The sequence below is a fragment of the Methylobacterium carpenticola genome, from assembly GCF_042748905.1.
GTDB classification, from domain to species: Bacteria; Pseudomonadota; Alphaproteobacteria; order Rhizobiales; family Beijerinckiaceae; genus Methylobacterium; species Methylobacterium carpenticola.
The window spans coordinates 2,336,367-2,363,337 of the sequence record NZ_JBHZEO010000001.1 but is presented as its reverse complement, the minus strand read 5'-3'; the positions used below and the strand labels follow the sequence as shown (position 1 = coordinate 2,363,337).

The window sequence follows — 26,971 nt, the reverse complement described above, 5'->3', positions numbered from 1 at the left end:
GTACCGATGCTCGAAGTAGAGGAGGATGTGATACCGCCGCGCTTATGAACTGATCTGTTTCAGGTAGGGGTAGGCGCAGAGGGACTTGATGCGGCCGGTCTCTGCCGCGAGCGCAGTCCAGGCCCGGCAGCACGCCTCGACGACGGCCTCGTCGTCGGCGAGGAGCCGATGGGAGAGGTAGCGCTCGCGCAGGTAGAGCCAGACACGCTCGACCGGGTTCAGCTCGGGACTGTAGGGCGGCAGCGGCACGAGGGTGAGGTTGGGCGGGAGCGTCACCGCGCGCGGATCGTGCCAGCCCGCACCGTCCCGCACCATCACAGCGTGGGTGTCGGCTGGGATGCTGGCCGCAAAGTCGGCCAGGAAGCGATCCATGGCCTGAGTGCAGACCCGCGGCAGCACGAGGGCGAACTCCTCGCCTGTGGCGGGCCGCACGGCTGCGAAGATGTAGGCTGAGGCGAGGCGCTTGTCGCACAGCCCTGGTGGGCGTTGGCCGCGCACCCACCAGCGATGGCCGGTCCGGCCCTTCTGGCCCACGCGCGCCTCGTCCATGAACCAGAGCGCGATCGTCTTGTCCGGATGGGCTTGGGCCGCCGCCGCTACGGCGGTGCGAAGCCCCCTTTGGCGAAAGCGGCCGCCGCACGGGCGTTCCGCTTCGGGTGAACGGGCCTGGCCTTCTGCTTCGACAGCCCGAGCCGACGCACGACCCGCGACATGGATTGCGGGCACATCGTCTTGTCGAACCGCTCCTCGATGAAACGGCAGAGGTCCGGCAGCGTCCAACTCGACGGCTCCCCTTGCTCGGGATCTGGCCCAACCAGGATCCGATGCACCAGAACTGCTTGCTCACCCTCGCTGAGGATCTCTCGCCTGTGGCCGTGCGGACGATCCACCAGCCCGGCCAGCCCCTCGGCATTGAACCGGATCACCGCATCGCGCAGAGCTTGGCGCTCCATCCCGGCCGCCCGCGCCGCCTCGGCGCGGCTCATGCCTTCCAGCGCATTGGCGATCGCCAGCATCCGCTGCGCTGTCGAACGGCGAGGCTCTTTCCTGGCCCGCCGCCTCAACTCAGTCGGCGTCGCGACATCCTCCCGGATTGGCAAACCGCGTCCCATTCCGACCTCCCGCTCAGGCAGGAGCCAATTGAATCAGCTGCTTCGTTCCCGGGGAACACCCAGCCGAGTCACCTCAATCGCGCGCCGGTATGACGGATCGAGTCTGAAGCGTTCGGGCTCTTTCGTCCAGGGAGCAATGCGGGAGATTGGGTGACGCGCTGGGTGTGAAGGCGGCGTATCGAGGCGGGTGTCGAGCCTGCCAGAACCTCTCAAGAGAGAGCGATACGCCATGAACAGCCCTACCAACATCGTGCGGCTTCGTCAGCCGGATGAGATCGACGATCCCCTGACCGAGGTGTTGCGGGCCGGCGCCCGCCGCCTGCTCGCCCAGGCGGTCGAGCTGGAGGCCGAGGCCTTCCTCGCGGCCATGCAGGACCTGCGGCTGCCGGACGGACGCGCCCGCTTGGTGCGCCATGGGTACGGCCCCGAGCGCGCGATCCAGACCGGCATCGGCCCGGTGCCGGTCGCACGGGTGCGCATCCGGGATCGCGGCGCGACGAGCCCCGTAGAACGGATCCGGTTCTCCTCGGCCCTCCTGCCGAAGTGGGCGCGGCGCACCCGCAGCCTGGATGCCCTGCTGTCGGTCCTCTACCTGCGCGGGATCTCCACCGGCGACTTCCAGGAGGCGCTCGCCGCCCTCCTGGGTAAGGACGCCCCGAACCTCTCGCCGGCCGTCATCGCCCGGCTGACGGCGAGCTGGGCGGACGAGTACGCCCGCTGGCAGGCCCGTGAGCTCGCGGCCCGTCACTCCGTCTACGTCTGGGCTGACGGCGTCTACCTGCAGACCCGGATGGAGGAGCAGGCCGAGTGCATGCTGGTCCTGATCGGCGCCACGCCGGAGGGCAAGAAGGAACTGGTCGGTTTCCAGGTCGGGGTGCGCGAGAGTGCCCAGAGCTGGCGGGAGTTGCTGGTGGACGTGAAGCGGCGCGGGCTGTCGATCGCGCCGAAGATCGCGGTGGGCGACGGGGCATGGGGCTTCTGGAAGGCGCTCGACGAGGGGTTACCGGGCACGCGCCATCAGCGCTGCTGACAGCACAAGACCGCCAACGCCCTCAACAAGGTGCCGAAGTCGCTGCAGTCGGCGATGAAGGAGGACTTGCGCGAGATCTCCGGCGCGCCCACCCGGGCCAAGGCCGAGGCGGCCCTGGACGTCTTCGTCGAGAAGTACGGGGCCAAGTATGCCCGCGCGAGCGAGTGCCTGACGAAGGACCGCGACGCCCTGCTGGCCTTCTACGACATGCCCGCCGAGCATTGGGATCACCTTCGGACCACGAACCCGATCGAGAGCGTGTTCGCCACGGTCCGCCACCGCACGGTGCGCACCAAGGGGGCGCTCTCGCCCACGACCGCCAAGCTGATGGTGTTCAAGCTCGTCATGGCGGCCGCGAAGACCTGGCGGCGACTGAAGGGCGAGAACCAGTTGCCGAAGATGGTGGCGGGCGTCATCTTCCGGGATGGGACCGAGGTCGTCGCCAGCCCAGATCACCGCGCCGCCTGACCGCCTCCGTCACCCAAAGTCCCGCATAGCTCCGCAAACGCGTGGCGCTGGTGGATGCCGACGGGCACATCCTGGCGCTGGCCGTCGTACCGGCCAACGTGCAGGATCGCGACACGCGGCCAGCGCTGGACGATGGTAAGGAGAAGTGGCCCAGCCTGCGTCTGGCCCTTCTCGACGGCGCCTTCACGGCCGAACGCTGCCGGGAGTGGTGCAACCTCCACGGCATGCGCCACCGTGTCGTCGACAAGGATCCGCACCAGAAGGGCTTCGTCGTTCTGGAGCGGCGCTGGCTCGTGGAGCGGACCTTCGGCTGGCTCAGCCACTGGGGCGGCTTGCACCGTGAGCGCGCCGGTCGCCTCGACGTTGCCACCGGAAGGCTCGCCTGCGTCGCCAGCCTCCTGGCCGCCAACGCCCTCAACAATCCCGCATGAGTTCAAGACCTCAAACAGGCTCTGAGCCGAACGAGGCGGCTTCCGCTTCGTTGCGGAAGGTCCATGAAATCGAGGATCGGAGGCGGCATCCGTTCACAGCGAGTGGATGCCGTTCTCCCGATCGCTCGTGCGTGGCAAGGTCGCGGCTCTGTGGTGCTGACGGGTTCTGCATCGAGCACCACCCTGGAGGCGCGCGGCTCCGGCCTTCGGCGGGAGGTCGTGACCATGAGCCGACCCGCTTCTCCCTTCGCCAAGCGATCCGCACGACCACGGCGGCATGATCGTCCCTGAGACGGTGGACACGATGGAGCACGGACCTGACCCTCGCTTCGGTCGGCGAGGACCAGATCACGGCTCGGCGGCGTGCCTGCGTCCACGCGGCTCGACGCGCTTCGAGGCGCCTTCTGTGCTCACGACGAGCCCGGCCCGATCCTTGGCGATGCGGCCCGTGGCGCACACGGCGCAATCTCCACGCCCGAGGGCGACGCGGCGAGCCGGTATGTCCGTCCCGGACGGCGTCGCCAGGCTCGGAGCCGCGCCAGCCAGCCTGCGCCCGCCCGCACCGCGATGACCTTCTCGGGCATCGGCACCGCGACGTCGTGCGGCACAGAGCATGTCCCGACGAAGGGGATGCCGGTTCGTCTGAAAAATCCCTAAAATCAAAGACTTGTAACAGGGACCGATTGCGGCGTGATCGGGCGCTGCTCCAGCTCGCGGGAGTGCCAGCCGGCCTTGGAGCGGGCGCGCTGCCGGCTCGGCTCGATCGAGGCCAGGGCCGGGTTCGTGGAGGCCACGGAGGTCACGACCCGGTGCTCATCAGGGACGGAACAGGTCGGGGTGTCTCGAGCGGAGTGCAAGCGCCAGAGCCAGCGTCTTCAGGTCGGTCAGCTCGCCGCGATCCACCAGACCGCCCAGCTCGTGCAGCGACATCTCCACGACCTTGATGTTCTCGTGCTCTCCCGGCGCTCCTCCCCCTCGGCCGACGCGATCCCCGTTTCCGTAGGCGGCGAGGAAGAGATGGATCCGCTCCGTCGAGATGCCCGCGCACGAGTAGGTCGTCCCGACGGGCTCCAGCTCGTGCAGCCGAAGCCCCACCTCCTCCAGCACCTCGCGCCGGGCGTTCTCCTCGGGCGTCCCATCATCGACGATGCCGGCAGGCGCTTCCAGCTGCATCTGACTTCCCGCGGTGTAGAGGGCCGGCACACGAAGCTCCCGCACGAGCACGGCCACACGCCGGTCGGGGTCGTAGGGCAGCACGCCGACGGAGTTGCCGTGATCCTCGATCTCCCGAGTGACCTCCGCGCCGTCGGCCAGCCGAACCTTCGCGATCCCGAACCGGCTCCAGCCCTCATGCACGAAGTGGACGTCCAGGATCTTGGCGCTCACCTTGCCCTCCCGTTGAAAGGCCCATCGCGGTGCGTGAGCACGCTCGCGGCCCCGCTCCGCCAGAGAACCCGCACGGGCTGCAGAACGTTGCGACCCCTTTCCCGAAGCTCTGGAGCGCACGATCGAGGATCGGACCGACGGCGGATCCGCTTGAGGCCGTCACCTCAGCCCTTCCAGCTTCGAAGCGCCGCGAAGGGGCTGTCCTCCGGGGCTGACTTGGGCGGCACCAGGACGGGCTCGACTTGGCTCACAGCGTCCTGAAGCGAGAAGGCCGACCCGCTCGGCAGCTTGCCGCCGGCGGCGTCCCGGTGGCCGCCACCGTGAAACAGCCGCGCTCCGGCCAGCGCCGTGCCGTTGTTCGAGCGGAAGGACAAGGTGCCGGTGCGCTGCACGTTGACCAGCCGCGGTGCCCGACCCTCGGCCATGATCAGGTCGGACACGCGCTGGAACGTGCCGGGATCGAGGCCGAACGAGAGCAGCGTGCCGTCCGGGAGTGCATGGAACAGCGCATCGGAGCGTGCCAGCAGGCGGGCCACGCGCATGCGGGTCGTCAGCGATGGGTCGTCCTCAGACGCGCCGGCCATCAGATCATCGACGATGCGGCGACGGATCTGCGGGACCAGACGTTCGAGTTCGGCCGGTGTCGCGCCGCCGCGAATGGCTGCGCTCGCGTCGATGAGCAGGCGCGCGATGAAGCGGTCGTGATCGGGATGCCCGGCCGGCACCAGCGTCGCCACGTTGTCCCAGAACATCTCGTCGAGCGCCAACCCGCTCGGAAAGAGCGGATCACCCTTGCGCCATAGATCGAGTGCGTCCACGGCGCCGACGAGAGTGGCGAGGTCGGCGGCGTGATCCGGTTCCGCCTCCTGGCCCGCGAACAGAGCACGGTGCTCATGAGCCATCCGCGTCGCGCTTGAGGCCTCGTCGATCAGCACGACGAGGTTCGGATCGTCGAAGTCGAACCGGCGCAGAGCCGGACGCTCCGGATCGCAGTGATGTTCCAGGCCCTGGCGTTGGAGTTGCTCGATCGACGACGCGTGGTGGTCGAGCACGATCAGACGGTGAGCTTGGCCTGGTTCGCGACGCCGGTTCAGAGCCGCGAAGCGACGGAGGAACGCGATCGTCGCCTCCTCAAGCCCGAGATCCGTGAGGAGCAGCGTCTCGGCGGAGGGCGCGCGGCTCAGCCGCTTCAGCTCGACGTTCACCACGGGTCCCACGTCGCCGTAGCGGGGCACGTGCACGATGCGGTCCGGATGGGCGAAGGATGCGACGATGGTCGAGGCTCCGTAGCCGTCGAGATCGTGGTGGGTGATCTGGATCAGGGACACGAATCAATCTCGGGTGACAGAGGGCCGGTTACCATAGGCGCCGCTCGTCTGCTTCGACGAGGGGCGGGCGAGCGCATCACGGCTCGCACACCGGCCGCCGAGGCGCCACGGGTCATTCCGGCCGGCAAACCCGTAGGCGCCCCTTGATGAGCATCTCCGCCTTGCCGATCGCGTAGGGTTCCGGGTTCGGCTCCTGGCCGAACATGGCCAGGTGGCTCCGCGGATCGTGCGAGACATTCGCCTGCGATCGGCAGCAGGCCGCCGGTGCCGGCCGTCGGCTCATCGATGGTCGCACGCTGCCGGGCTTCGTCAGGATTAGCTCCTCGAAAGCGATGCCCATCGCGGCCTTGTCGGCCTTCTCGGGGAATGTCGATGCGCGTAGGCTTCTCGGTCACCTAGTAGGATATCCGGTTATCGGCAAGACGGTTGAGCCGGGCGACGAAGTTCTGCTGCAAAGATATGCCATTTTACTTTAATTTCAGATGTATAATTTGCTTATCTTTGAGGCCGTCACAGATTTCGGTTTGATCTCGGCTAGATTTGCGGCTTCCGTTGGCTCAAGCTCGCAGTCGGGACGGCGCGGAAACGCGAAGGTCAGGGTCGCCCAGCCATGCCCGAACTGCCTGTAGTTGCCGCGAAGGCGATCGGAGGCCAGCCAGACGAACGATGCAACTGCCTGATGATTTCCAGATATTTTTCCCCACTGCAGGCACTCGGTGGTGGTGCCAAGCAGCTTGGCGGCTGCGTGTCGTGCCACCAAGCGCCGCCCGGCCGCGTCATGATCTCGGCCAGCGACGAGCCTTAAAGGTGGTCTCGTCGCTGTTCTCGAACGCGATCTCGCCGTGGATGGTGTCGGGTCCGTCGAACTCTGCCCAGCCGTCACCCCAGATCTCGTCTCCCTCGTCCGAGCCCTCGAACCGGAAGCCGACATCGGTCTGGCTGTAGGCGCAGTCGAGAGCCGCGACGATCGCCCCGAAGCGGAACTCACCCGCTCCGTTCGGCTCGAAGGCGATGAAGGCCGGCTCGACGAGGTCGAGATAGTCGTTGTCCCAGGTCCCGGTCTCGGTGATGCGCCAGCGGCCCTGGAGCCGCTCCCGGATGCTGCTCATTCGACCTATCTCCTGGCGGATGGAGGAAGATCATGACCGGTGAGAGTGCGACGACGCGAGACGCGATCCTTGCTCAGTATCGACCGATCCGGCGATCAATACAGGCCGTCCTCGCGCAGGCCGTTCGCTCCTGCAAGAAATCCGATCTCGATCGGGCCGCCAAGCAGCTCGGCCTCGTCGACGACGCGCTGCTCGAAGACGAGACGGTCTTCGACATGCTGTGCGACGTCGCGCTGTTCGAGCCAAACCAGCGCGGACGGCGGGTGTTCGACGGCTTCCTCCGCGACCGCCTTGCCTCTCTGGCGCCATCCGAGCAGCACGTCGCCGGCAGGATGGGCAGCGCATTCGTCTCACTCTTCCGGGTGGCCGACTGGCACGAGCACGCCGGCGTGTGGCTTGAGGACCTGCTCTGCTCGGGTCGCCGGCTCTGGCTTCTTGACGAGGGCCTCGAAGCCTCGGCGCCCGAGAATCTCGTGATTGGGATGAGGCTGTTCGATGCCGGCCCGTTCTATGCCGGCTTCGGCATCGTCGTCGAACCCCGGGAGGATCTGCTCGCGTTCTGCACTGCGGCGGCGGCCCGCGGCGCGCGCCTGCCGCTGCGAGCCTCGTTGGCGGCATCGCTCTACGCGGATGACATTCGGATGCGGAGCCCGACCGTCGTTGCTGCGGCGGAGGTGCCCGACGCGGTCGTCGAGGCCCTGATGCAGGAGGCTGGTCTCCCAGCGGGAACGCCCGTGGTCCGGGCACGAGGGAACAGCAGACGGATCAAGTGAGGCGCCGCCGGCACGCCAGCGGCACGCGGCATTAGGGCATTTTCCGACGAAGTGGATCCCGGTTCGTCGCAGAAAATGCGGTAAAATCAAAGATCTAGAGCGGCGCCTGATTGCAACGTGATCGGGCGCCGCTCTAGCCGCGCCGCCCACCGTCCGCATCCGAGGCGCGATCTTGGCTCCCAGAGGCTCGGCCTCCCCTCCCCCGGCGCACCCGACCCGCTTCGACCGTGTGGCCTTCGGAGCCCTCGCATGGATCCCGTCGGGGGGAGTCGATGATCCGGACCCCGTTGCGTCCCGCGACGGCTTGCGCTGCTGAGGCTTCGCGGTCAGTACCCGTAGCTCAGCTGGATAGAGCATTGCCATCCGAAGGCGGAAGACCCGTACAGCCGGTGCTTGGTTCGCTCATCATTCCCTCAATGACTTGGATATTCATGAGATCTGCTTGCGATTTTGTAAGATCGTCCGCGGCAGAATTGGTCCGCATCGGGCCGGGGGCGGCGATCCGGGCGTAGAGATCGTGCTCACGACCTAGCCCGATCCGCGGGTGGATGTGCTCGGCGTCCTTCCGGACCCATGCCTTGCGGCGGCGGCGCGGAACACGAAGTCCTAGAAAATCCGACCCTGCGCGTGGGGGATGCCTTCTGCGCCCACGACCATCCCGGCCCGGTCCGTGGCGGTGCGGCCCTTGTCGATCTGGATGCTCTTAGGGACGCATAGAAGCTTCGCTGACGGCCTTGGCGCCTCTGTCCGGTGGGGTAAGCAGACGAGACGCAGCGCGCTCCTGTGAGCTCATGAGCGCCTCGAGAAAGCGCGAGAGCCGAGACTTGTGCTGCTCTCAAGCAGGTGCGGCATGTCGCTCGCGCCACAGAGCACCCACGAGCAGCAGGTTGATCACCGCCAAGCCGGCAAGCACCGCGAGAGTGGTATGCGCTCCCTCACCAGCGAGGATGACGGCACCCAGCGACGGGGCGAGAGCCTGGGCGACGAGGTTCGGCAGTGCCAGCCGGCCGAGCAGCGGCGCGTAGCGCTCCGGCCCGAACAGCGCGAGCGGCAGGGTGCCCCGTGCGATCGAGTAGATGCCGTTGCCCGCTCCATAGAGCACCAGCGCGACGGCGAGGACCGGGAACCCTGCCCAGAGCAGGACGAGACCAAGGGCGATCAGGGCCATCGCCGCAGTCAGCGTCCAGATCGGATGGTGCCGGCCCTTGTTGGCCATCTCGATCACGCGCGCGACGACCTGGGACGGTCCGACCAGTGCGCCCAACGAAACCGCAGCTGTGAGGGACGCGCCCTGTGCTTGTAGCAGGTTCAGCAGGTGAACAGAGACGATCGCCGTTGTTGCTCCGCCCAAGGTCAGGATGCCGGCGAGGAGCAGAAACGCCCGACGTTCACGCCCGGTGAGTGGTTCAGTTCCGACTGAGCGAGACCTGAGACCGGACGTCGGCAGCGGCGCTGACGCGGGCAGAACGAGCAGGACCAGCGGCAGTGCCACGACGAGCAGCAGGCCGGCGTAGGTGACGCAGGTGCCGCGCCAGCCCAGGTGCTCGACCAGGAAGGCCGAGAGCGGCCAGCAGACCGTGCTGGCGAAGCCGCCCCAGAGGGTCAGCGTCGTGATCGCTGGCCGAGCGCTGGCGCCGTAGAGGCGGCCGAGCGTGGCGAAGGCGGCGTCGTATAGCCCGGCTCCCATGCCGGCGCCGAGCACGAGCCAGCCGAGGAAGAACACCGGCAGCGCCGGCGCGAGACCGATCACCACGAGCCCGAGCGCCAAGACCACCGTGGCGAGCGCGAGCACCGGCCGGCCTCCGTAGTGCCCGATCGCGCGTCCGACTCGAGGGGAGATCAGGCCGGAGACCAGCAGGCCGGCCGACAAGCCGCCGACGATCCACGGCAGCGGCCAGCCCGTGTCAGCCGCGATCGGTGGCGCGAGCACGGTCAGCAGGTAGTAGGAGGTGCCCCAGGTCAGGATCTGCACGACGCCCAGAGCGCTGATGACCGTCAGTTGGGGACGATCAGTCATGCCGCTCGGCCGCAGCAGGACGATGTCTTCGGCTCCGGTTTAGGCGTTGGAGAACAAGCACAGCCCATGCCGGTCGCGGCCTTCGCCGTTGCGTCGTCGGCGCAGCAGGCATCGACTCCGGAGAGGGCCGGACCACCGCAGCAGGCGCCTGAGCCGCTCTCGGTGCCGCGTGAGGTCGAGCAGACGCCGGTCTCGGGGAGGACCAGCTGCACGGCATCAGCCGCGACCAGATCTCCCGCCAGGGCTGCTGCGATCGAGCGGACCTGCTCGTAGCCGGTCATCATCAGGAAGGTCGGGGCCCGCCCGTAGCTCTTGATCCCGGCCGTGTAGAAGCCCGGCTCCGGGTGTGCCAACTCTCGGTGACCGTGCGGTGGGACCGAGCCGCAGGAGTGCAAGTTCGGGTCGATCAGCGGGCCGAGCGCACGCACGCTCTCCAGCCAGGGGTCGAGTTCCAGGCGCAGTTCGCGCGTCAGGGACAGGTCTGGCCGCTGCCCCGTAGCGGTCACGATGCGGTCGACTGGGCCGAGGGTGTGCGGTCCGCACGCCGTCTCGCCATTGACCCGGAGACCGATCTCGTCCGCGCGCACAGCCGTGACCGCGAAGCCCTGTATCAGACGCACCCGTCCGCTCTCGACCAGCGCCTGGAGGCGGAGACCAAGATCACCGCGCGCGGCCAGCTGGTCGGCCGCCCCGCCGCCGTAGACGCGCGACAGGTCCGTGCCGCGGGTGGCCCAGAGCAGGGTGGTGCCCTCGACCTCCTCGGCCAACTGCGCGAGGTCGAGGAGTACGTTGGCGGCCGAGTGGCCGGCCCCGACGACCAGGGTGGTGCGCCCAGCGTAGCTGCCCCGATGGCGGCCCAGCACGTCCGGAATGCCGGTGGTGATCCGATCGGTCAGGGCGACCTCGCCATCAGCCGGCAGGCCGTCGGCGCCGAGCGGGTTGGGCGTCGCCCAGGTGCCGGAGGCGTCGATTACGGCGCGGGCCAGATCACGCCGGATGCGCCCGTCCTTGTCCCGAACCGTCAGTACGAACGGCCGCTTCTTCCGATCGCGGCTGGCGACCTTGTCGGCGTTCTTCCGGCTCAAGGCCGTGACCCAAGCGCCGGTCTCGATCACCCGGGCCAGCTCAGGCGTCGCGGCGAGCGGGACCAGGTAGCGGTCCACCAGCTCGTGCCCGGTCGGATACTCCTGGGAGGGCGGCATCTCCCAGCCCTGGATCTCCAGGAACGCCCTCGCGGCCGGATCAATGTTGAATTCCCACGGCGAGAACAGCTGGACGTGCCCCCAGGCGCGCACATGGGCGCCAACCGTATCGCCGGCCTCGTAGACGATCACGGGCAGGCCGCGCGCGACCAAGTGGGCGGCGGCGGCCAGACCGACGGGACCGGCGCCGATCACCGCAACCGGCAGCCGGGAAACGCTCTCGCTCATGGGCTCCTCCGTTTGTTCCAGAACTATCGAAATAAAAGGCCCAGAAAGTCAGGCGGCGTCCTTGCCGGCGCAGCCAGCGTCGGCGCAGCACTCGTCCGTCAGGAAGCCCAGCAGGGCGTCCATGGCCGGGTAGATCGCCCGGCAGATCAGGGTGGTGGCCTGGCGCTCCTGCGAGACCAAGCCGGTCAGGATCAGGCGGTGGAGGTGGTGAGACAGGGTCGAGGCCGCGGCGATCCCGACCCGCTCCTGCAGCTGGCGGACCGGCAGGCCAGCATGCCCGGAGCGCACCAGCGCGCGGTAGACCCGCAGCCGGGTCGGGTTGCCAAGGGCTTCGAGCTGTCTGGCAGCTTGTTCGAGATTCATGGAAATCGCATGAATGGTCGTCTTTGCAGGGGCAACCCTTTACCCATGGCTTCTGAACCGACTCGACGAGTGTGGACAGGCCCGGAACTCGCGGCTCTGAGCAGATGAGGCAGCACCCATGAGGACATTTGGATTTGCTATCGTGGCTTTGATGCTGACGAGTGCTTCACCGGTGCTCGCAATGAGCTGCTGCGGCAGCGGCAAGGGCAAAGCGGCGATGTGCGGCAAGGTGATGAACCACGCGGGTATGAAGGGCAGGAAGGGCGGCTGCTGCTGTGAGGGAATGGCCTCCAACATGAGTCGCCGCAGCTAAACCAAGCGCCACGGGCAAGGCTGCCTCGTTGAGGGCAAGCCTCTCTCACCCTCCCTGGCTGGCCGGCCTGAGCGCCGTCCGGGTCGCGGCACCGCGTTCGTACCAGCCCTCGCTGCGGTTCACGATCCAGACCACCGAGAGCATCACGGGTACCTCGATCAGCACCCCGACCACCGTGGCGAGCGCCGCCCCCGAGTTGAACCCGAACAGGCTGATTGCGGCGGCCACGGCCAGCTCGAAGAAGTTCGAGGCGCCAATCAGGGCGGACGGCCCTGCCACGCAGTGCTGCTCGCCGGCCAGACGGTTCAGGAGGTAGGCAAGTCCGGCGTTGAAGTAGACCTGGATCAGAATCGGCACCGCCAACAGACCGATGACCAGCGGCTGCGCCAGGATCTGTTCACCCTGGAAGCCGAACAGCAGCACCAGCGTGGCGAGCAGCGCAACCAGCGACACGGGGCCGAGGGCTTTCAGCAGCCTGTCGAGGGCGACTTGCCCACCTGTCGCCAGCAGACTCCGGCGCACGAGCTGCGCCACGATCACCGGCACGATGATGTAGAGCACCACCGCGAGCACCAGCGTGCTCCACGGGACCATGATCGAGGAGAGACCGAGCAGCACGCCAACGATGGGGGCGAAGGCCACCACCATGATGCTGTCGTTGAGCGCTACCTGTGAGAGGGTGAAATGCGGCTCGCCCTTCGTCAGGTTCGACCACACGAACACCATCGCCGTGCAGGGCGCGGCCGCCAGGATGATCAGGCCGGCGACGTAACTGTTGATCTGGTCCGCCGGCAGGAGTGGCCGGAACAGCCAGCCCACGAACAGCCAGCCGAGCACGGCCATCGAGAACGGTTTGACCGCCCAGTTGACCAGCAGGGTCACGCCGATGCCGCGCCAATGCCGGCCGACCTGCCCGAGGGCGGCGAAGTCGATCTTCAGCAGCATGGGGATGACCATGAGCCAGATCAGCACCGCCACCGGCAGATTGACCTTGGCGATCTCGGCCGCGCCGATCGCGTGGAAGACACTGGGCATGACGTGGCCGAGGGCGACACCGGCCACGATGCAGAGGGCGACCCAGAGGGTCAGATAGCGCTCGAAGGTGCTCATGATGTCCTCAGGCCAAGGCGACCGGCCGGCCGTGCTCGTCGACGACGCGCTCACCGTCCTCCTTCACGAACTCGCCGTGCTGCATGGGGAGCAGGTCCAGCACGGCTTCGGAGGGGCGGCACAGGCGCACGCCTTTCGGGCTCACCACCAGCGGCCTGTTGAGGAGAACCGGATTCGCCGTGATCGCGTCGAGCAGCTGGTCCTCGCTGAGCGACGGATCACCGAGGCCGAGTTCAACGAAGGGCGTGCCCTTCTCGCGCAGCACGTCGCGCACGCTGAGACCAGCCCGCGCCAGGAGTTGCACCAGCAGTGCCCGTGTCGGCGGGGTCTTCAGATACTCGATGATGTGTGGCTCGATGCCGGCGTTGCGGATCATCGCCAGGGCGTTGCGGGACGTGCCGCAGGCCGGGTTGTGGTAGATCACGACATCCATCGGCTCAGGCATGGGTCGTCGTCTCCTCGGGAATGCAGCAGGCGGCGAGTGTCGTGATCGCTGGGGTGCAGACCTCTGGGTGGCCGCCGCAGCAATCCTTCATCAGGAACTGGATCAGGCCGGACAGGGCCGAATAGTCCGCGCTGTAGATGATCGAACGACCCTCACGTCGCGAGCCCACTAGGCCCGCGTGGGCCAGTTCCTTGAGGTGGAACGACACGTTGGAGGATGGCACGCCCATGGCCGTAGCAAGGGCACCGGCAGCCACGCCCTGAGGTCCCGCCGTCACGAGATGGCGCACGATGCGCAGGCGGTGCTCCTGAGACAGGGCTGAGAAGGAAGCGAGGGCTTGCCGTTCGTCCATCATAATTCCAACGTTTCAATGGTAATCGAAACGTAGAAGGAAAAGGGTCCGCTGACAACCCCATCACCCTTCGCAGGCAGCAAGGTCGCGCAGCGACGGACGTCCTCATCAGCTACGAGGGCGGCCTCTTGCCCGCGATCAGGCTCGGATCGCCGTCACGGCTCTCCGCACTCGACGCGCCGTCTCCGCGTCCATCCGGCCCCTATGCGCCTGCTCCGGGTCCATCCCGAACTCCTGAGCGAGGCGCGGGTAGGCGGTATCGCGTTCGAGGAGCCATTCCCTCCAGAGCAGGTCGAACGCCTTGTGTGCGTCTCTACGGGCGCTCCGGCGCCCTCAACGCCACGCACGGCGCCGCAGGCGGCCGTGGAGCGCTGGTCCGGGTGGGGCAGCACCTCCTACGCCTCCACGACTTGCCGAGCGCTCACCTCTAGTACCTTGTCAGGGATCAATTGATGGGTAGAGACTGCGCAGCTTGTCGCGAGCTTGACCGGCGGTGAAGTGCCAGTCCACCTTGGTCTGCCCGGCGTTGCGGGCCTCCTCCCAGCGGGCCAGCTGTTGAGTGAGCGTGTCCACCTGGGCGATGCGCCGGGCCAAACATTGCTGCCCCAGCGCGCTCAACTCGATCTCGGCCATGTTAAGCCACGAGCCGTGCTTGGGCGTGTGATGAAGCTCGATGCGCTCGGCCAGGCGGCGCGCCTCGGCGGCTGGGAAGGCCTCGTACAGGCTGGCCAGGGCATGAGTGTTGAGTTGATCCATCACCAGCACCACCCGCTCGGCCTCGCGATAGCGGCCGTCGAGCAGGTCGCGCACGACGCGCGCCCAGTCCACGCGGCGTCGCTGGGCGGTGACGGCCACGTGCCGCCAGCCCGCCAGCGGCTCACAGGCGAGGAACAGGCTCGCCACGCCGTTGCGCACGTAGACGTGATCGTGGCGCGCCACCGCCCCGCGGCGCGGAGGCAGCGCCGGGCGGGTCTCACCGATCAGTTGCTTGAAGCTCTCGTCCAGGCACACCACCGGCCGACGCGGATCATAGGGTCGGCAGTAGACCTCCAGCACGTCCTCCATGTGGAAGACGAACTCCGCCGAGTGCTTGGGCGGGATACACCACATCTTCCTCAGGTGCGGCTTGAGAGTGTTTTTTTGAGTGTCTGACGCACCGTCTCGTGAGACACGCCCGGCACGGGCTGCAGTTCGACCATGCGGCTGGCCAACAGGCGCAGCGTTCAGCGCGCCCGTCCTTGAGGCGGCGATGAACAGGCCAGGGCGATCAGGTGAGCCTCCGCTTCGCCGTCGAGCGCGCGGGCGTAGAGGCGCTGGCCCTTGCGGTAGGGGCTCAGCGCCCGCTCCAGCCCCTCCTCGACGAAGCGCCGTCGCACCCGCTCCACGCTCGCCGTTCCGACCCCGACCCCTGCGGCGATCCGCTCGTCGGGCCAGCCCGGTCCCGCGGCGCTCGCGTCAGCCTTGAGCAACACCTGCGCGTGCTTGAGACGGCGCACCTCGGCCTTGCCGCGCGACACCAGCCCAGAAAGCTCATCCCGCTCCGCCGCCGTGAGCGTCACAACGTACTTCTTCATCGCGCGCCTCCCGGGATCGCTCCCCACCAACGCGCAACTCATCAAATCAGCCCAGACAAGCCACTAGCGGTCGATCGGCCGGGCGGTGCCGGCGGCGGCGGCGCTCAGGAGCTGGGCGAGACGCTCGGAATCGAAGGCGGGGTCGCGCGCGGTCTCGGCCTTGGCGGATTTGGCGCGCGGCTTCGGCGCGACCGGAACCGGAGCCGGTATGAGGGCGCCGGTCACGGCCGGCTCCTCGGGAGCCGCGCGCACGGCGGCGACCTGAGGCACCGGCGCCTCGGCCGAGGGCAGACGGTCGAGGTTCACCGCCGACACGGCGCAGACCGTGCCGAAGCCCAGAACCGCGACGACACCGATGGCGAGGTTGAGACGCAGGGCCATGGCCGCCTCCCGCTCGTTGAGACAACCTTCACCCTAAGGGGCCGATCGTTAACGATCCGCTGCCGCCCGCCCGGCTCGCGGCCGCACCGGGAGCGAGGCACGATCCGCCTCGCGAACGGTCTACAACCCGGGCGATCCGCCGGTTACAGTTCCGCCGCGCAGGAGACCCGCCATGACGCAATCCGATCCCGCCCAGGCGGCCGCCGAGGCCGCCCGCATCGTCGATGCCTTCCTGGAGGCCTCGATGCGGCCGGATCCGGTGGCCGCCGCCGCGTTCATGGCGCCGGACGTGCGCATCGTGTTCACGGGCGGACGCGTCTTCGGCCATCCGTCCGAGACGACGGCCTTCAACGCCAACCGCTACCGCTGGGTGAAGAAGCGCATCCTGCGCAACGACGTCGTGCCGGGATCCGAGGAGACGATCGTCTACAATCTCGGCACCCTCTACGGGGAATGGCCGGACGGCACCCCGTTCGAGGGCAACCGCTACGTCGACCGCTTCGTGGTGCGCGGCGGCGTGATCGTCTCCCACGAGGTCTGGAACGACAGCGCCGAGCGCATCCTCGATCCGAGCCTCGGCGCCTGACGCCCATGGATTTCGATCACCTCTTCACCCATGCGCGCCTGCCCGGGCGCGAGACCGACACCGACATCGCGGTGCGCGATGGCCGCTTCGTCGCCGTCGCGGCGGACCTGCCGCGCAACGGCCCGGTCGAGGATCTGGGCGGGCGGCTCGTGGTGCCGGGCTTCGTCGAGACGCATATCCACCTCGACAAGGCCTGCCTCGTCGGGCGCTGCGATTGCGGCGGCAGCCTGCAGGACGCCATCGCGTCGGTGGCGCGGGCCAAGCGCGGCTTCACCGAGGAAGACGTCTACGAGCGCGCCCGGCGGGTGCTGGAACAGGCGATCGCGCAGGGCACGACCCGCCTGCGCACCCATGTGGAGGTGGATCCGCGGGTCGGGCTCACCAGCCTGCGGGCGCTGAAGCAGCTCAAGGCCGATTACGCCTGGGCGGTCGATCTCGAACTCTGCGCCTTCCCGCAGGAAGGATTGCTCGACGATCCCGGCTGCGAGGCGGTGCTGGTCGCGGCCCTCGAACAGGGCGCCGATCTCGTCGGCGGCGCGCCCTATGTCGATCGCGACGCCGATGGCCATGTGGCGCGCATCTTCGAGATCGCGCGGCGCTTCGACGTCGACATCGACCTCCACCTCGATTTCGACCTCGACCCGTCCTGGTTGCGCCTCGACGCGGTCTGCCGCTGGACCGAGCGCACCGGCTGGGGCGGGCGGGTGGCGATCGGCCATGTCACCAAGCTGTCGGCCCTCGCGCCCGAGGCCTTCGCGGCGGCGGCGGAGCGCCTCGCCGCGGCGGGCGTGGCGGTCACGGTGCTGCCGGCCACCGACCTGTTCCTGATGGGGCGCGAGGCCGACCGCAACGTGCCCCGCGGCGTCTCGGCCGCGCATCGCCTCGCCCGGCACGGCGTGCTCTGCTCGATCGCCACCAACAACGTGCTGAACCCCTTCACGCCCTACGGGGACGGCTCGCTCCTGCGCATCGCGAACCTCTACGCGAACGTCGCGCAGGTGGCGGCGCCCGCCGATCTCGCCACCTGCCTCGATCTCGTCACCGGCTCGGCGGCGCGGATCCTGCGGCAGGGCGATTACGGCATCGCCCCGGGCTGCAGCGCCGATCTCGTCGTCCTCGACGCGCGGGACGCGGCGGAGGCGGTGAGCACCCTCGCCCCGCCGCTGTTCGGGATGAAGCGCGGGCGGCGCAGCTTCGTGCGGCCGCGCCCACGCCTGACGCCCCCGGACGGGACGGAGCGTCCCCCGCCGCGTCTCCTCGGCTGACGCTTCGTCAATAGGCGTTGCGGAACGCCCTGCGGGCGAGGACGGTCATCACCAGGATCTGGAGATCGAACCAGAACGACCAGTTGTCGATGTAGTGGAGGTCGTGCTCGACGCGGCGCTGCATGTCGGCATCGGTCAGCGTCTCGCCGCGCAGGCCGTTGGCCTGCGCCCAACCGGTGATGCCCGGCCGCACGTTGTGGCGGCGCGCATAGAGGGCGATCCGGCGCTCGAAGCTCCGGTCGTGGGCGAGCGCGTGCGGCCGCGGCCCGACGAGCGACATGTCCCCCCGCAGGACGTTGATGAGCTGCGGCAGCTCGTCGAGATTGGTGCGGCGCAGCACGCGGCCGATGCGCGTGATGCGGTCGTCGTTGCGGGTCGCCTGCCGGAAGGCGCCCTCGGGCGCCGCCCGCATGCTGCGGAACTTGTAGACCGAGAACGCCTCCTGGTTGAAGCCGTAGCGCTTCTGCCGGAACAGGCTCGGGCCGGGACTGTCGAGGCGGATCAGCAGGGCGATCGTCGCGAGGAGCGGCGAGAGCACGACGAGCGCGACGCCCGCCACCACGATGTCGAAGCTGCGCTTGAGGGCGACCTCGATCGGCGACAGGGGCTCGCGGCCGACATTGATGCCGGTGAGGCGGCCGACCCGGGCAAGGCGCATGTCCTTGAAGCGGTCCATCACCTGCGCGGGCCGCAGATGGAGGGCGGCCGGCACCCGCAGGAAGGCATCGGTGCACAGCGCGACGTCCTCGGCATCGGTCCATGGCACGAGGACGAAGACGTCGTCCGGCCGCAGGAAGCGCACCACCGAGACGGCGAGGTCGAGATCCTCCCCGAGCTGGCGCCGCCGCTCCTCCGCCCCCGCCCCCAGCGGGACGGATCGCAGGTAGCTCGTTCCGATCACCCGGACGCCGAGCGCATCCGTGTCCTGGCCGGCATAGAAGCTCGCGATGTCGGCGTCATAGCCGATGAGATGGACGCGGCGCGCCGAGGCCAAGCGGGTGGTGGCCAGCCGCCGCACCAGCGCGAGGGACGCCGACCGCGTCGCCAGGAGCACCGGGAGCCCGGCCAGGAAGGCGGCGACCGCCGTCACGCGAGAGACCTCGCCGATGGTCTTGGTGAGGAAGCCGATCAGCAGGAGCAGCGCCCAGGCGCCCAGCCACAGGCTGGCGCTCCGCCGCAGATGCGGCCCGCCCGCGAGGTAGTTCTCGATGCTGTATTCGCCGCGCGCGATGTTCGGCAGGATGACGAACAGGGCGAGCAGCAGGCCGACCTGCAACGCCGAGGCGAGCGGCATCGGGGCGTGCAGCGCCGCCGCGTGGTAGATGGCCTGAACGGCGAGCACCGTGAGAAGCACGGCGAGGAACTCCGCCAGGGCCGCCCCGGCGCCGATGGCGAGCCGCATCGCCGAGCGGCTGCGGCGCGGCAGCAGGGCCGCCCAGATCGCGCGCCGCGCGCGGCGGGCCGGGTTCGAGGCTCCTTCGGTGACGAACCGTTCGTGGCGCATGCGGACGACAATTCCGGCTTGAGGCCGAGAGGGCGGGATGGTCCCTCGTCGGGTCGATCTCACGGGGCATTCCGTACCGGAATGAGACGCTGCGCGGCCCGCTCCGGAGGAACAGGCGTCACCGAGCAAGGCGCAGGCCGCCCCGACCTGTCCCGCTGACGCAACCCGGCCTTGCGGGCGCGCCGGATCCCCGCGGGCGGGAGGGTGCTAGAAGACCGGGCGACGACCGGGAGGAACGATCATGGATGCGCGCGCGAGCGAGGGCGGATTGGCGGCCGCGGCGGCCGCGCGTCCGGCGGGGCCCACCGTCGCGGTCCTCGCGGGCCTGAGCCTCTCGCATCTCCTCAACGACCTGATCCAGTCGCTGCTGCCGGCGATCTACCCGCTCCTGAAACAGACCTACCATCTCGATTTCGGACAGATCGGTCTGCTCACGCTGGCCTTCCAGCTGACCTCGTCCCTGCTCCAGCCCGTGGTGGGCCTCTCCACCGACAGGCGGCCTCAGCCCTTCTCCCTCGCGGCGGGCATGCTGCTCTCGCTCGCCGGCCTGCTCATGCTGTCGCGGGCATCGAGCTTCGCGAGCCTCCTCGTCGCGGCCGGCCTCGTGGGCACCGGCTCGGCGATCTTCCATCCGGAGGCCTCCCGCGTCGCGCGTCTCGCCTCCGGCGGCCGGTACGGCCTCGCGCAATCGGTGTTCCAGGTCGGCGGCAATGCCGGAACGGCGATCGGCCCGCTCCTGGCCGCCTTCATCGTGGTGCCGCACGGGCAATCCAGCATCGCATTCTTCGCCGTCGCGGCGCTCGCCGGCTTCGTGGTCCTGAGCCTCGTCGGCCGCTGGTACCGGGCGCGGCTCGCGCTCGCGGCCACGCGCCCCCGCCGGGCGGCGGGGGCGGGCCCGGCGCCGTCGCGCCCGCGGGTCGTCGCGACGGTGGCGATCCTGCTGGTGCTGATCTTCTCCAAGTACTTCTACATGGCGAGCTTCACGTCCTACTTCACGTTCTACCTGCTGCACCGGTTCGGCGTCTCGGTGCAGGAATCGCAGGTGCTGCTCTTCGTCTTCCTCGGCGCGGTGGCGGTCGGCACCGTGATCGGCGGCCCGATCGGCGACCGCTTCGGCCGCAAGCCGGTGATCTGGGGTTCGATCGTGGGCGTGCTGCCCTTCACGCTGGCGCTGCCGCACGCGAACCTGTTCTGGACCGTCGTCCTCACCGTGCCGATTGGCCTGATCCTCGCCTCCGCGATGCCGGCGATCCTGGTCTACGCGCAGGAATTGCTGCCCGGCCGGGTCGGGCTGGTCGGCGGGCTGTTCTTCGGCTTCGCCTTCGGCATGGGCGGCCTCGGCGCGGCGGTGCTCGGCGAACTCGCCGACCGCACCAGCATCGAAACCGTCTACACGCTCTGCGCCTTCCTGCCGGCGATCGGCCTGCTGGCGGTCTTCCTGCCGCGCGTGGGCGGATCGGTGCGCGGCGCGTGATGTTCTCGAGCACCGTCCGACGAAGGGGATGCCGGTCCGCCGCGGAAAATGCGGCAAGAACAGAGACCTAGAGCAGGATCCGATTGCGGCGTGATCGGATCCTGCCCTCGCGCGGCGGCACTTCGGGGCGTGCCGCCGCGCCGCATCCCGGCCCCGGACGCAGGGGTAGCCGCAACTCGGCTCCCGATCGGAGCGGCGCTCAGAGGAAGCGGACGCCGACCTCCTCCGCGGTCTGTCTCACGACGCGGCAGGTCCGGGGCGGCCGGCCGCCGATATGCAGCACCACCGTATCCGGCAGGCGCAGATCCGCCCGGAGCGCGAGCTTGGCGCCGGAGCCGGAGATGTCGGGGACGATGCAGGGCGGCGTGCCCTGCTCCGATCTCGCCGGAGATCCGCCCCGTCGCCGTCTGCGCCTGTCCGGCCAAGGTCTCGACCTCCGAGGCGATGACCGCGAAGCCGCGGCCCGCCGCCCCGCGCGGGCCGCCTCGATCGTGGCGTCGGGGGCGAGCAGGTCGACCTGTTCGGCGATCGCGATGATCGCGTCGACCACCCCGTTCATCGCCCGGGCGGCCCGGTCGAGCTTGGCAGCCGCCGTGCCGGCCGTCTCCATGCGCTCCTGATGCAGCCTGAACGAGCAGGCCCGGCCGGGGTCGCCGGTCCGACATTCGGTCGGACGCGGCCGTGGACGCTTGGATGGGCGTCATCGTCGCGGCTGAAGACCGCCTCGCCCCGATCGCTGCGGCCCGGCGGACCCGGTCAGGCCGCGTCCGCGACCTCGCGCGAGACCAGGGAGACGGCTTCCCGCAGGACGCCCAGGCCGGCGCCCGCCCGCATGGCCTCGGTGGAGAGATGACGCCGGAAGGCGCGCGCGCCGGGGCGGCCGTTGAACAGGCCCAGCATGTGCCGGGTCATGGCGTGCAGCCGGATCCCCTCGGCGAGCCGGGCGGCGATGTAGGGCTGGTACGCCTCGACCGCCGCGAAGGGATCGGCCACCCGGGCCGCGCATCCGAACAGCTCCGGATCGACGCCGAGGAGCAGCGCCGGCTCCGCATAGGCCGCCCGGCCCAGCATGACCCCGTCGACATGGGCCAGTTGCTCGCGAGCCTCGGCGAGGCTGCGCAGGCCGCCATTGATCGCCAGCGGCAGGTCCGGATGCGCCGCCTTGAGCCGGTGCACCCGCGGATAGTCGAGGGGCGGGACGTCCCGGTTCTCCTTGGGCGACAGGCCCTGAAGCCACGCCTTGCGGGCATGCACGATGAGACCATCGACCCCGGCCGCGCGCACGGCCGCGGCGAGCGCGTCGAGGGCCGCCTCGGGATCTTGGTCGTCCACGCCGATCCGGCACTTCACGGTGACCGGAATGGCGACCGCCGCCTTCATGGCGGCGACGCAATCACCGACCAGCGCCGGCTCGCGCATCAGGCAGGCACCGAAGCGCCCGTCCTGCACCCGGTCGGAGGGACAGCCGACATTGAGGTTCACCTCGGCGTAGCCGTATTCCTCCGCGATCCGCGCCGCGGCGGCGAGGTCGCCCGGCTCCGACCCGCCGAGCTGGATCGCGACCGGATGCTCTGCGGGATCGAAGCCGATCAGCCGCTCGCGGGGCCCGTGCAGCACGGCCCCGGTCGTGACCATCTCGGTGTACAGACGCGCCCGCGCCGACAGGACGCGGTGGAAGGCCCGGCAATGGCGATCCGTCCAATCCATCATGGGCGCCACGGAGAACCGCCACCCGCTGAGAGCGTCGAATGTTTCAGCCTGTGCGGTCACTTGGTCCTCGTTCCGTGCTGTAGGTTTCCGTGCCAGGGCGTACGTTTCGGGGCATTCTGTCGCCCCACCTACAGCAGATGCTGTAGATCGCGCTCTCATGCTGTAGCTGTCATGAGGACGCCGTGGGCACCATCCTGGAGCGCAAGCGCAAGGACGGCACGTCCGGTTACCACGCTCAAATCGCAGTCCAAAGAGATGGGCGCGTCCATCGTGAAACCAAGACCTTCGATCGCAAGCCGGCCGCGCTGGCCTGGATCAAGAAGCGGGAGAAGGAACTCCGCCAGCTTGGTGCCCTGGAGCAGGCTAGGAGCAAGACGGGCGATCCGACGCTCTCCGAGGTGATCGACCGTTACGTCCGCGAGTCCCGGAAGGTGATCGGGAAGACGAAAGCGCAGGTGCTCCGGTCCATCGCCACCTATGAGATCGCCGGCCGGCGCTGCTCAGAGATCGACAGCGCGGACATCGTAGCCTTCGCCCAGGATCTCGCACGAGGGCGGCAGCCGCAAACGGTTGCGAACTACCTCGCGCATCTCAGCTCCGTGTTCACCGTCGCGCAGCCCGCATGGAGCTATCCGCTGGACCGGGCTCAGATGGAGGCCGCGCAACAGGTCGCCCGTCGCCTCGGGCTGACGGGGAAGCCGAAGGCGCGGGATCGCCGGCCGACACTCGCCGAGCTTGACCGGTTGATGACCCACTTCGGTGAGGTTCGGCGGCGACGCCCCTCGTCGGTGCCGATGCAGGCGGTGATCGCCTTCGCAATCTTCTCGACGCGCCGGCAGGAGGAGATCACGCGCCTCGTCTGGTCCGACCTCGACGAGGCCGGCTCGCGCGTCATGGTGCGCGACATGAAGAACCCAGGCGAGAAGATCGGCAACGACGTCTGGTGCGAGCTGCCACCGGAGGCATTGGCCGTCGCGTTGGCGCAGTCGAGATCCGGTGACCGGATTTTCCCCTACACCACCGACGCGATCGGCGCGGCGTTCACACGTGCCTGCGCGTTCCTCGGGATCGAGGACTTGCACTTCCACGACCTTCGCCACGACGGCGTCTCGCGATTGTTCGAGATGGGGAAGACAGTCCCCCTGGCCGCGTCGGTGAGCGGCCATCGGTCATGGCAGAGCCTACAGCGCTATACGCACGTACGGCAAATCGGCGATAAGTATACTGACTGGCCGTGGCATTCTGTTATAACTCAAACTTAAAATCCTAATATTAACATGCGGCCGTCGATCTTTACGGCAGCATCTCATTAAATCAGGCACAGTAAAGTTTTTACTGATACCGGCGCGCGATTGAGGTGGCTCGGATGGGTGTTCCCCGGGAAGGAAGCAGCTGATTCAATTGGCTCCTGCCTGAGCGGGAGGTCGGAATGGGACGCGGTTTGCCAATCCGGGAGGATGTCGCGACGCCGACTGAGTTGAGGCGGCGGGCCAGGAAAGAGCCTCGCCGTTCGACAGCGCAGCGGATGCTGGCGATCGCCAATGCGCTGGAAGGCATGAGCCGCGCCGAGGCGGCGCGGGCGGCCGGGATGGAGCGCCAAGCTCTGCGCGATGCGGTGATCCGGTTCAATGCCGAGGGGCTGGCCGGGCTGGTGGATCGTCCGCACGGCCACAGGCGAGAGATCCTCAGCGAGGGTGAGCAAGCAGTTCTGGTGCATCGGATCCTGGTTGGGCCAGATCCCGAGCAAGGGGAGCCGTCGAGTTGGACGCTGCCGGACCTCTGCCGTTTCATCGAGGAGCGGTTCGACAAGACGATGTGCCCGCAATCCATGTCGCGGGTCGTGCGTCGGCTCGGGCTGTCGAAGCAGAAGGCCAGGCCCGTTCACCCGAAGCGGAACGCCCGTGCGGCGGCCGCTTTCGCCAAAGGGGGCTTCGCACGGCCGTAGCGGCGGCGGCCCAAGCCTATCCGGACAAGACGATCGCGCTCTGGTTCATGGACGAGGCGCGCGTGGGCCAGAAGGGCCGGACCGGCCATCGCTGGTGGGTGCGCGGCCAACGCCCGCCAGGGCTGTGCGACAAGCGCTTCGCCTCAGCTTACATCTTCGCAGCCGTGCGGCCCGCCACAGGCGAGGAGTTCGCCCTCGTGCTGCCGCGGGTCTGCACTCAGGCCATGGATCGCTTCCTGGCCGACTTTGCGGCCAGCATCCCAGCCGACACCCACGCTGTGATGGTGCTGGACGGTGCGGGCTGGCACGATCCGCGCGCGGTGACGCTCCCGCCCAACCTCACCCTCGTGCCGCTGCCGCCCTACAGTCCCGAGCTGAACCCGGTCGAGCGTGTCTGGCTCTACCTGCGCGAGCGCTACCTCTCCCATCGGCTCCTGGCCGACGACGAGGCCGTCGTCGAGGCGTGCTGCCGGGCCTGGACTGCGCTCGCGGCAGAGACCGGCCGCATCAAGTCCCTCTGCGCCTACCCCTACCTGAAACAGATCAGTTCATAAGTGCGGCGGTATCACACCACATGCCGGGACCGAACATCTAGCACTACCTGGGCACTTTAGCGGAGTTGAGAGGTTGCTTCCCTGATGATGCGGGAGGCTGCGATGCCTGACGCTTGCGATCAGCTCCCGGAGCTTGATACGTGGCTGGCGCCCTTCCTGGCCGCCACCGGCCGCAAGACACGGCGGCGCTGGGCCCCCTTCTACCTGCGGGGCCTGCTCGGTCCTGGTGAGCGCAAGAGCTTGCAGCCGATGGCAGCCCGCCTCGGCTTATCCGGACACGACCAGTTGCAGCACTTCATCGCGAGCTCGGCCTGGGACGATCGCGCCCTCTGGACGGTGTTGGCCCGCGAAGCGGACCGGCTGGTGGGTGGATCAGAGGCCTGCCTCGTGATCGACGACACCGGTTTGCCGAAGAAGGGTACGCTGTCAGTGGGTGTCGCGCGCCAGTACTGTGGCGCGCTGGGCAAGAAGGCGAACTGTCAGGCGCTCGTCTCGCTCACCCTGGCGCGCGACGAGGTCCCCGTGCCGGTCGCCCTGCGCCTGTTCCTGCCGGACGAATGGACGTGCCGGCCGGAGCGATGCACGCAAGCCGGCGTGCCTGAGGCAGCAGTTGCCCCGCGGACCAAGGGTGAGATCGCGCTGGCGGAGCTTGACCGCCTGCGGGCGCAGAACCTGCGCTTTGGTGTGGTGCTGGCCGATGCAGGCTATGGCGGCAGCGCCGTCTTCCGCCACGGCCTCGAGGCTCGCGGGCTGAGCTGGGCGGTCGGCATCCCCAGGAACCAGAAGGTCTACGCCGCCGACGTGCAGCTGGTGTCGCCGACAGGCCGCGCTCGCAAGCCCGTGCCGGACCAGGAGCCGCGCGACGCCGAGACGGTCCTGGCGGAGCTTGCTTGGCGGCGCGTGACGTGGCGCCAGGGCACGAAAGGCAAGCTTGCGGCCCGGTTCGCCATGGTTCGCGTGCGGGTGGGCGACGGTCCGGTCCGGGCCAACAACCGGCATCTACCGGGCGCCGAGGTCTGGCTCGTGGGCGAGTGGCGCCTCTCGGGCGAGCGCAAGTACTACCTCTCCAACCTGCCGCCCCAGACGACGCGGCGGGCGCTGGCCGGCCCGATCAAGGCACGCTGGATCTGCAAGCAGGCCCATCAGCAGATGAAGGAGGAGCTTGGCCTCGACCACTTCGAGGGCCGCTCCTGGACAGGCTTGCACCGGCACGCACTCATGACGTGCATCGCCTATGCCTACCTGCAGCACGTGCGCCTGTCCGAACATCATCGGGCGGGAGGGGGGAAAAATGGCGTCCCACCGACCGGGTCCGCCACCCTCACCGAGCTTGCCCACCGTGCGGAAGGCCATCATCGGACGCCTCTTCGCAGCTCTAATCCCGCCGGTGCGATGTCCACACTGCCAGAGGCGCTTCCGGCTGCCTTCTGACATCAAAGTGCCCAGGTAGTGCTAGAGAGTGTTATGGACCTGTGGGTGCGCCAGTTTCAGGGGAATGCACTCGCGGTGCTCCTACCCCTCCGATGTCAGTGATGAAGAATGGGCGCTGGTCGCCCCCTACCTGACGTTGCTGCCCGAGACCGCTGCCCAGCGGGAGCATAGCCTGCGGGAGGTATTCAACGGTCTGCGCTAGGTGGTTCGGTACGGCGTGGCCTGGCGCGCCATGCCGCACGACCTGCCGCCCTGGCACGCCGTGTACGACCAGGCGCAACGCTGGCTGCGGGCTGGCTGCTTTGAGAGCTTGGTTCATGACCTGCGCGCCGTGTTGCGCTTGGCCTCGGGTCGTGCCGAGGAGCCCTCGGCCGTCGTGCTCGACAGCCGCACCTTGCGCTCGACGCCCGAGAGTGGCGCTCGCGCCGCCTGGGATGGCCACAAGCGCACCCGCGGGTCGAAGCTGCACGCGGCGGTCGATACGCTCGGCCAAGTGCTGGCGCTGCACGTCACGCCCGCCGATGCCGATGATCGCGCCGCCGTGGCCACGCTGGTGGATGCCGTGCAGGAGGCAACCGGCGACAGCGTGGACCTCGCCTATGTGGATCAGGGCTATACGGGCGAGCGCGCGGCGAAGGCAGCTGCCGATCGCGGCATCACCCTGGAAGTGGTGAAGCTGCCCGCGGCCAAGCGCGGCTTCGTCCTGTTGCCACGTCGGTGGGTGGTCGAGCGGACCTTCGCCTGGATGGCCCGCTTCCGTCGGTTGGCCCGCGACTACGAACGCTTGCCCACCACTCTGGCCGGACTGCACCTCGTCGCCTTCAGCGTCCCGCTTCTTCGCAGGGCCGCCGACTTCGCAGCAGTCCATAACACTCTCTAG

At 68.7% G+C, this 26,971-nt stretch carries 25 protein-coding genes and 6 pseudogenes; 11 read left to right on the top strand and 20 right to left on the bottom strand.

The features are described 5' to 3' along the window. Positions 1 to 42: 42 nt before the first annotated feature. Both ACE101_RS11190 and ACE101_RS11185 read right to left on the bottom strand, forming a co-directional pair. Positions 43 to 579: pseudogene (locus tag ACE101_RS11190) on the bottom strand (IS630 family transposase); the annotation flags it as partial. A gap of 17 nt (positions 580 to 596) precedes the next feature. Then, the gene (locus tag ACE101_RS11185; protein WP_379126108.1) at positions 597 to 1,016 is read right to left on the bottom strand and encodes a winged helix-turn-helix domain-containing protein; all 420 of its coding nucleotides are present in this window, start codon (positions 1,014 to 1,016) and stop codon (positions 597 to 599) included. Positions 1,017 to 1,341: 325 nt separating this feature from the next. On the opposite strand from ACE101_RS11185, the pseudogene ACE101_RS11180 reads away from it, so the two are divergent. Together ACE101_RS11180 and ACE101_RS11175 are read left to right on the top strand one after the other, a co-directional pair. Next, positions 1,342 to 2,610 (top strand): annotated as a pseudogene (locus tag ACE101_RS11180) (IS256 family transposase). Positions 2,611 to 2,651: 41 nt separating this feature from the next. After that, complete coding sequence (locus tag ACE101_RS11175; protein WP_379129170.1) at positions 2,652 to 3,041, top strand: transposase; 390 nt, start codon at positions 2,652 to 2,654, stop codon at positions 3,039 to 3,041. Between the two features lie 659 nt (positions 3,042 to 3,700). Here the strand turns inward: ACE101_RS11175 and ACE101_RS11170 are convergent. From ACE101_RS11170 to ACE101_RS11145, 6 genes are all read right to left on the bottom strand, one after another. Continuing rightward, positions 3,701 to 3,844, bottom strand: coding sequence for a hypothetical protein (locus tag ACE101_RS11170; protein WP_379129168.1), 144 nt, complete (start codon positions 3,842 to 3,844; stop codon positions 3,701 to 3,703). Between the two features lie 13 nt (positions 3,845 to 3,857). Further along, the gene (locus ACE101_RS11165) at positions 3,858 to 4,427 is read right to left on the bottom strand and encodes an NUDIX domain-containing protein (protein ID WP_379129166.1); all 570 of its coding nucleotides are present in this window, start codon (positions 4,425 to 4,427) and stop codon (positions 3,858 to 3,860) included. Positions 4,428 to 4,591: 164 nt separating this feature from the next. Next, entirely contained in the window at positions 4,592 to 5,755 is a 1,164-nt protein-coding gene (locus tag ACE101_RS11160) for a dimethylmenaquinone methyltransferase (protein WP_379129165.1), read from the bottom strand. Positions 5,756 to 5,867: 112 nt separating this feature from the next. Then, entirely contained in the window at positions 5,868 to 6,095 is a 228-nt protein-coding gene (locus tag ACE101_RS11155; protein WP_379129162.1) for a hypothetical protein, read from the bottom strand. Between the two features lie 138 nt (positions 6,096 to 6,233). Beyond that, positions 6,234 to 6,512 (bottom strand): hypothetical protein, encoded by a 279-nt coding sequence (locus tag ACE101_RS11150; protein ID WP_379129160.1) that lies wholly within the window; start codon positions 6,510 to 6,512, stop codon positions 6,234 to 6,236. Between the two features lie 19 nt (positions 6,513 to 6,531). Continuing rightward, positions 6,532 to 6,864: a hypothetical protein gene (locus tag ACE101_RS11145; protein ID WP_379129159.1), complete on the bottom strand. Its 333-nt coding sequence runs from the start codon at positions 6,862 to 6,864 to the stop codon at positions 6,532 to 6,534. Between the two features lie 32 nt (positions 6,865 to 6,896). Here ACE101_RS11145 and ACE101_RS11140 point away from each other — a divergent pair, with 32 nt between their 5' ends. Continuing rightward, entirely contained in the window at positions 6,897 to 7,637 is a 741-nt protein-coding gene (locus tag ACE101_RS11140; protein WP_379129157.1) for a DUF7986 domain-containing protein, read from the top strand. An 835-nt stretch (positions 7,638 to 8,472) separates the two neighbouring features. On the opposite strand, the gene ACE101_RS11135 is transcribed toward ACE101_RS11140, so the two are convergent. The 9 genes and pseudogenes from ACE101_RS11135 to ACE101_RS11095 all read right to left on the bottom strand — a co-directional run bounded on the left by ACE101_RS11135 (position 8,473) and on the right by ACE101_RS11095 (position 15,622). Further along, positions 8,473 to 9,654 carry an MFS transporter gene (locus ACE101_RS11135; protein WP_379129155.1) on the bottom strand — a complete coding sequence of 394 codons (1,182 nt, stop codon included), beginning with the start codon at positions 9,652 to 9,654 and terminating at the stop codon, positions 8,473 to 8,475. Next, positions 9,651 to 11,084 (bottom strand): FAD-dependent oxidoreductase, encoded by a 1,434-nt coding sequence (locus tag ACE101_RS11130; RefSeq protein WP_379129153.1) that lies wholly within the window; start codon positions 11,082 to 11,084, stop codon positions 9,651 to 9,653. Before ACE101_RS11130 ends, ACE101_RS11135 begins: the two co-directional genes overlap by 4 nt. 48 nt (positions 11,085 to 11,132) lie before the next feature. After that, positions 11,133 to 11,447: an ArsR/SmtB family transcription factor gene (locus tag ACE101_RS11125; protein WP_379129150.1), complete on the bottom strand. Its 315-nt coding sequence runs from the start codon at positions 11,445 to 11,447 to the stop codon at positions 11,133 to 11,135. Between the two features lie 358 nt (positions 11,448 to 11,805). Continuing rightward, positions 11,806 to 12,870, bottom strand: coding sequence for an ACR3 family arsenite efflux transporter (gene arsB, locus ACE101_RS11120; RefSeq protein ID WP_379129148.1), 1,065 nt, complete (start codon positions 12,868 to 12,870; stop codon positions 11,806 to 11,808). A 7-nt stretch (positions 12,871 to 12,877) separates the two neighbouring features. Beyond that, on the bottom strand, positions 12,878 to 13,315 hold the full coding sequence (gene arsC, locus ACE101_RS11115; RefSeq protein ID WP_379129145.1) for an arsenate reductase (glutaredoxin): 438 nt from the start codon (positions 13,313 to 13,315) through the stop codon (positions 12,878 to 12,880). Continuing rightward, positions 13,308 to 13,667: an ArsR/SmtB family transcription factor gene (locus tag ACE101_RS11110; RefSeq protein WP_379129143.1), complete on the bottom strand. Its 360-nt coding sequence runs from the start codon at positions 13,665 to 13,667 to the stop codon at positions 13,308 to 13,310. Before ACE101_RS11110 ends, arsC begins: the two co-directional genes overlap by 8 nt. Before the next feature lie 138 nt (positions 13,668 to 13,805). Next, a pseudogene (locus ACE101_RS11105) lies at positions 13,806 to 13,982 on the bottom strand (zinc-finger-containing protein); the annotation flags it as partial. 123 nt (positions 13,983 to 14,105) lie between these two features. Then, positions 14,106 to 15,241: pseudogene (locus ACE101_RS11100) on the bottom strand (IS630 family transposase). Positions 15,242 to 15,304: 63 nt separating this feature from the next. Further along, positions 15,305 to 15,622, bottom strand: a complete 318-nt coding sequence (locus tag ACE101_RS11095) for a hypothetical protein (RefSeq protein WP_379129140.1) — start codon at positions 15,620 to 15,622, stop codon at positions 15,305 to 15,307. Between the two features lie 172 nt (positions 15,623 to 15,794). Here ACE101_RS11095 and ACE101_RS11090 point away from each other — a divergent pair, with 172 nt between their 5' ends. Both ACE101_RS11090 and ACE101_RS11085 read left to right on the top strand, forming a co-directional pair. Beyond that, positions 15,795 to 16,208: a nuclear transport factor 2-like protein gene (locus tag ACE101_RS11090; protein WP_379129137.1), complete on the top strand. Its 414-nt coding sequence runs from the start codon at positions 15,795 to 15,797 to the stop codon at positions 16,206 to 16,208. A gap of 5 nt (positions 16,209 to 16,213) precedes the next feature. Continuing rightward, positions 16,214 to 17,473 carry an amidohydrolase family protein gene (locus ACE101_RS11085; RefSeq protein WP_379129135.1) on the top strand — a complete coding sequence of 420 codons (1,260 nt, stop codon included), beginning with the start codon at positions 16,214 to 16,216 and terminating at the stop codon, positions 17,471 to 17,473. A 7-nt stretch (positions 17,474 to 17,480) separates the two neighbouring features. Here ACE101_RS11085 and ACE101_RS11080 read toward each other — a convergent pair whose 3' ends face one another. Then, a complete protein-coding gene (locus ACE101_RS11080) occupies positions 17,481 to 18,977 on the bottom strand; it encodes an exopolysaccharide biosynthesis polyprenyl glycosylphosphotransferase (protein WP_379129133.1) in 1,497 nt (498 codons plus the stop codon). A gap of 241 nt (positions 18,978 to 19,218) precedes the next feature. On the opposite strand from ACE101_RS11080, the gene ACE101_RS11075 reads away from it, so the two are divergent. Beyond that, positions 19,219 to 20,451, top strand: coding sequence for an MFS transporter (locus ACE101_RS11075; RefSeq protein WP_379129131.1), 1,233 nt, complete (start codon positions 19,219 to 19,221; stop codon positions 20,449 to 20,451). A 199-nt stretch (positions 20,452 to 20,650) separates the two neighbouring features. Here ACE101_RS11075 and ACE101_RS11070 read toward each other — a convergent pair whose 3' ends face one another. Together ACE101_RS11070 and dusA are read right to left on the bottom strand one after the other, a co-directional pair. Beyond that, positions 20,651 to 21,061 carry a PilZ domain-containing protein gene (locus ACE101_RS11070; RefSeq protein WP_379129129.1) on the bottom strand — a complete coding sequence of 137 codons (411 nt, stop codon included), beginning with the start codon at positions 21,059 to 21,061 and terminating at the stop codon, positions 20,651 to 20,653. A 146-nt stretch (positions 21,062 to 21,207) separates the two neighbouring features. After that, positions 21,208 to 22,221, bottom strand: coding sequence for a tRNA dihydrouridine(20/20a) synthase DusA (dusA, locus tag ACE101_RS11065; protein ID WP_379129126.1), 1,014 nt, complete (start codon positions 22,219 to 22,221; stop codon positions 21,208 to 21,210). A gap of 122 nt (positions 22,222 to 22,343) precedes the next feature. Here dusA and ACE101_RS11060 point away from each other — a divergent pair, with 122 nt between their 5' ends. The 5 genes and pseudogenes from ACE101_RS11060 (at position 22,344) to ACE101_RS11040 (ending at position 26,971) form a co-directional block, all read left to right on the top strand. After that, complete coding sequence (locus ACE101_RS11060) at positions 22,344 to 23,423, top strand: tyrosine-type recombinase/integrase (protein WP_379129123.1); 1,080 nt, start codon at positions 22,344 to 22,346, stop codon at positions 23,421 to 23,423. A 263-nt stretch (positions 23,424 to 23,686) separates the two neighbouring features. Continuing rightward, positions 23,687 to 24,106, top strand: coding sequence for a winged helix-turn-helix domain-containing protein (locus ACE101_RS11055; protein ID WP_379129121.1), 420 nt, complete (start codon positions 23,687 to 23,689; stop codon positions 24,104 to 24,106). A gap of 23 nt (positions 24,107 to 24,129) precedes the next feature. Next, a pseudogene (locus ACE101_RS11050) lies at positions 24,130 to 24,660 on the top strand (IS630 family transposase); the annotation flags it as partial. Positions 24,661 to 24,762: 102 nt separating this feature from the next. Continuing rightward, positions 24,763 to 26,091, top strand: coding sequence for an IS701 family transposase (locus ACE101_RS11045; protein WP_379129119.1), 1,329 nt, complete (start codon positions 24,763 to 24,765; stop codon positions 26,089 to 26,091). A 64-nt stretch (positions 26,092 to 26,155) separates the two neighbouring features. Beyond that, a pseudogene (locus tag ACE101_RS11040) lies at positions 26,156 to 26,971 on the top strand (IS5 family transposase).

What these genes read in the sequence shown, in the direction of transcription:
- ACE101_RS11185 (WP_379126108.1), bottom strand. Translation starts at nt 1,016, where the DNA reads ATGCTGGCGATCGCCAATGCGCTGGAAGGCATGAGCCGCGCCGAGGCG.
- ACE101_RS11155 (WP_379129162.1), bottom strand. Translation starts at nt 6,095, where the DNA reads ATGGGCATCGCTTTCGAGGAGCTAATCCTGACGAAGCCCGGCAGCGTG.
- ACE101_RS11145 (WP_379129159.1), bottom strand. Translation starts at nt 6,864, where the DNA reads ATGAGCAGCATCCGGGAGCGGCTCCAGGGCCGCTGGCGCATCACCGAG.
- ACE101_RS11140 (WP_379129157.1), top strand. Translation starts at nt 6,897, where the DNA reads ATGACCGGTGAGAGTGCGACGACGCGAGACGCGATCCTTGCTCAGTAT.
- ACE101_RS11135 (WP_379129155.1), bottom strand. Translation starts at nt 9,654, where the DNA reads ATGACTGATCGTCCCCAACTGACGGTCATCAGCGCTCTGGGCGTCGTG.
- ACE101_RS11130 (WP_379129153.1), bottom strand. Translation starts at nt 11,084, where the DNA reads ATGAGCGAGAGCGTTTCCCGGCTGCCGGTTGCGGTGATCGGCGCCGGT.
- ACE101_RS11125 (WP_379129150.1), bottom strand. Translation starts at nt 11,447, where the DNA reads ATGAATCTCGAACAAGCTGCCAGACAGCTCGAAGCCCTTGGCAACCCG.
- arsB (WP_379129148.1), bottom strand. Translation starts at nt 12,870, where the DNA reads ATGAGCACCTTCGAGCGCTATCTGACCCTCTGGGTCGCCCTCTGCATC.
- arsC (WP_379129145.1), bottom strand. Translation starts at nt 13,315, where the DNA reads ATGCCTGAGCCGATGGATGTCGTGATCTACCACAACCCGGCCTGCGGC.
- ACE101_RS11110 (WP_379129143.1), bottom strand. Translation starts at nt 13,667, where the DNA reads ATGGACGAACGGCAAGCCCTCGCTTCCTTCTCAGCCCTGTCTCAGGAG.
- ACE101_RS11095 (WP_379129140.1), bottom strand. Translation starts at nt 15,622, where the DNA reads ATGGCCCTGCGTCTCAACCTCGCCATCGGTGTCGTCGCGGTTCTGGGC.
- ACE101_RS11090 (WP_379129137.1), top strand. Translation starts at nt 15,795, where the DNA reads ATGACGCAATCCGATCCCGCCCAGGCGGCCGCCGAGGCCGCCCGCATC.
- ACE101_RS11085 (WP_379129135.1), top strand. Translation starts at nt 16,214, where the DNA reads ATGGATTTCGATCACCTCTTCACCCATGCGCGCCTGCCCGGGCGCGAG.
- ACE101_RS11080 (WP_379129133.1), bottom strand. Translation starts at nt 18,977, where the DNA reads ATGCGCCACGAACGGTTCGTCACCGAAGGAGCCTCGAACCCGGCCCGC.
- ACE101_RS11075 (WP_379129131.1), top strand. Translation starts at nt 19,219, where the DNA reads ATGGATGCGCGCGCGAGCGAGGGCGGATTGGCGGCCGCGGCGGCCGCG.
- ACE101_RS11070 (WP_379129129.1), bottom strand. Translation starts at nt 21,061, where the DNA reads ATGGAGACGGCCGGCACGGCGGCTGCCAAGCTCGACCGGGCCGCCCGG.
- ACE101_RS11055 (WP_379129121.1), top strand. Translation starts at nt 23,687, where the DNA reads ATGCTGGCGATCGCCAATGCGCTGGAAGGCATGAGCCGCGCCGAGGCG.
- ACE101_RS11045 (WP_379129119.1), top strand. Translation starts at nt 24,763, where the DNA reads ATGCCTGACGCTTGCGATCAGCTCCCGGAGCTTGATACGTGGCTGGCG.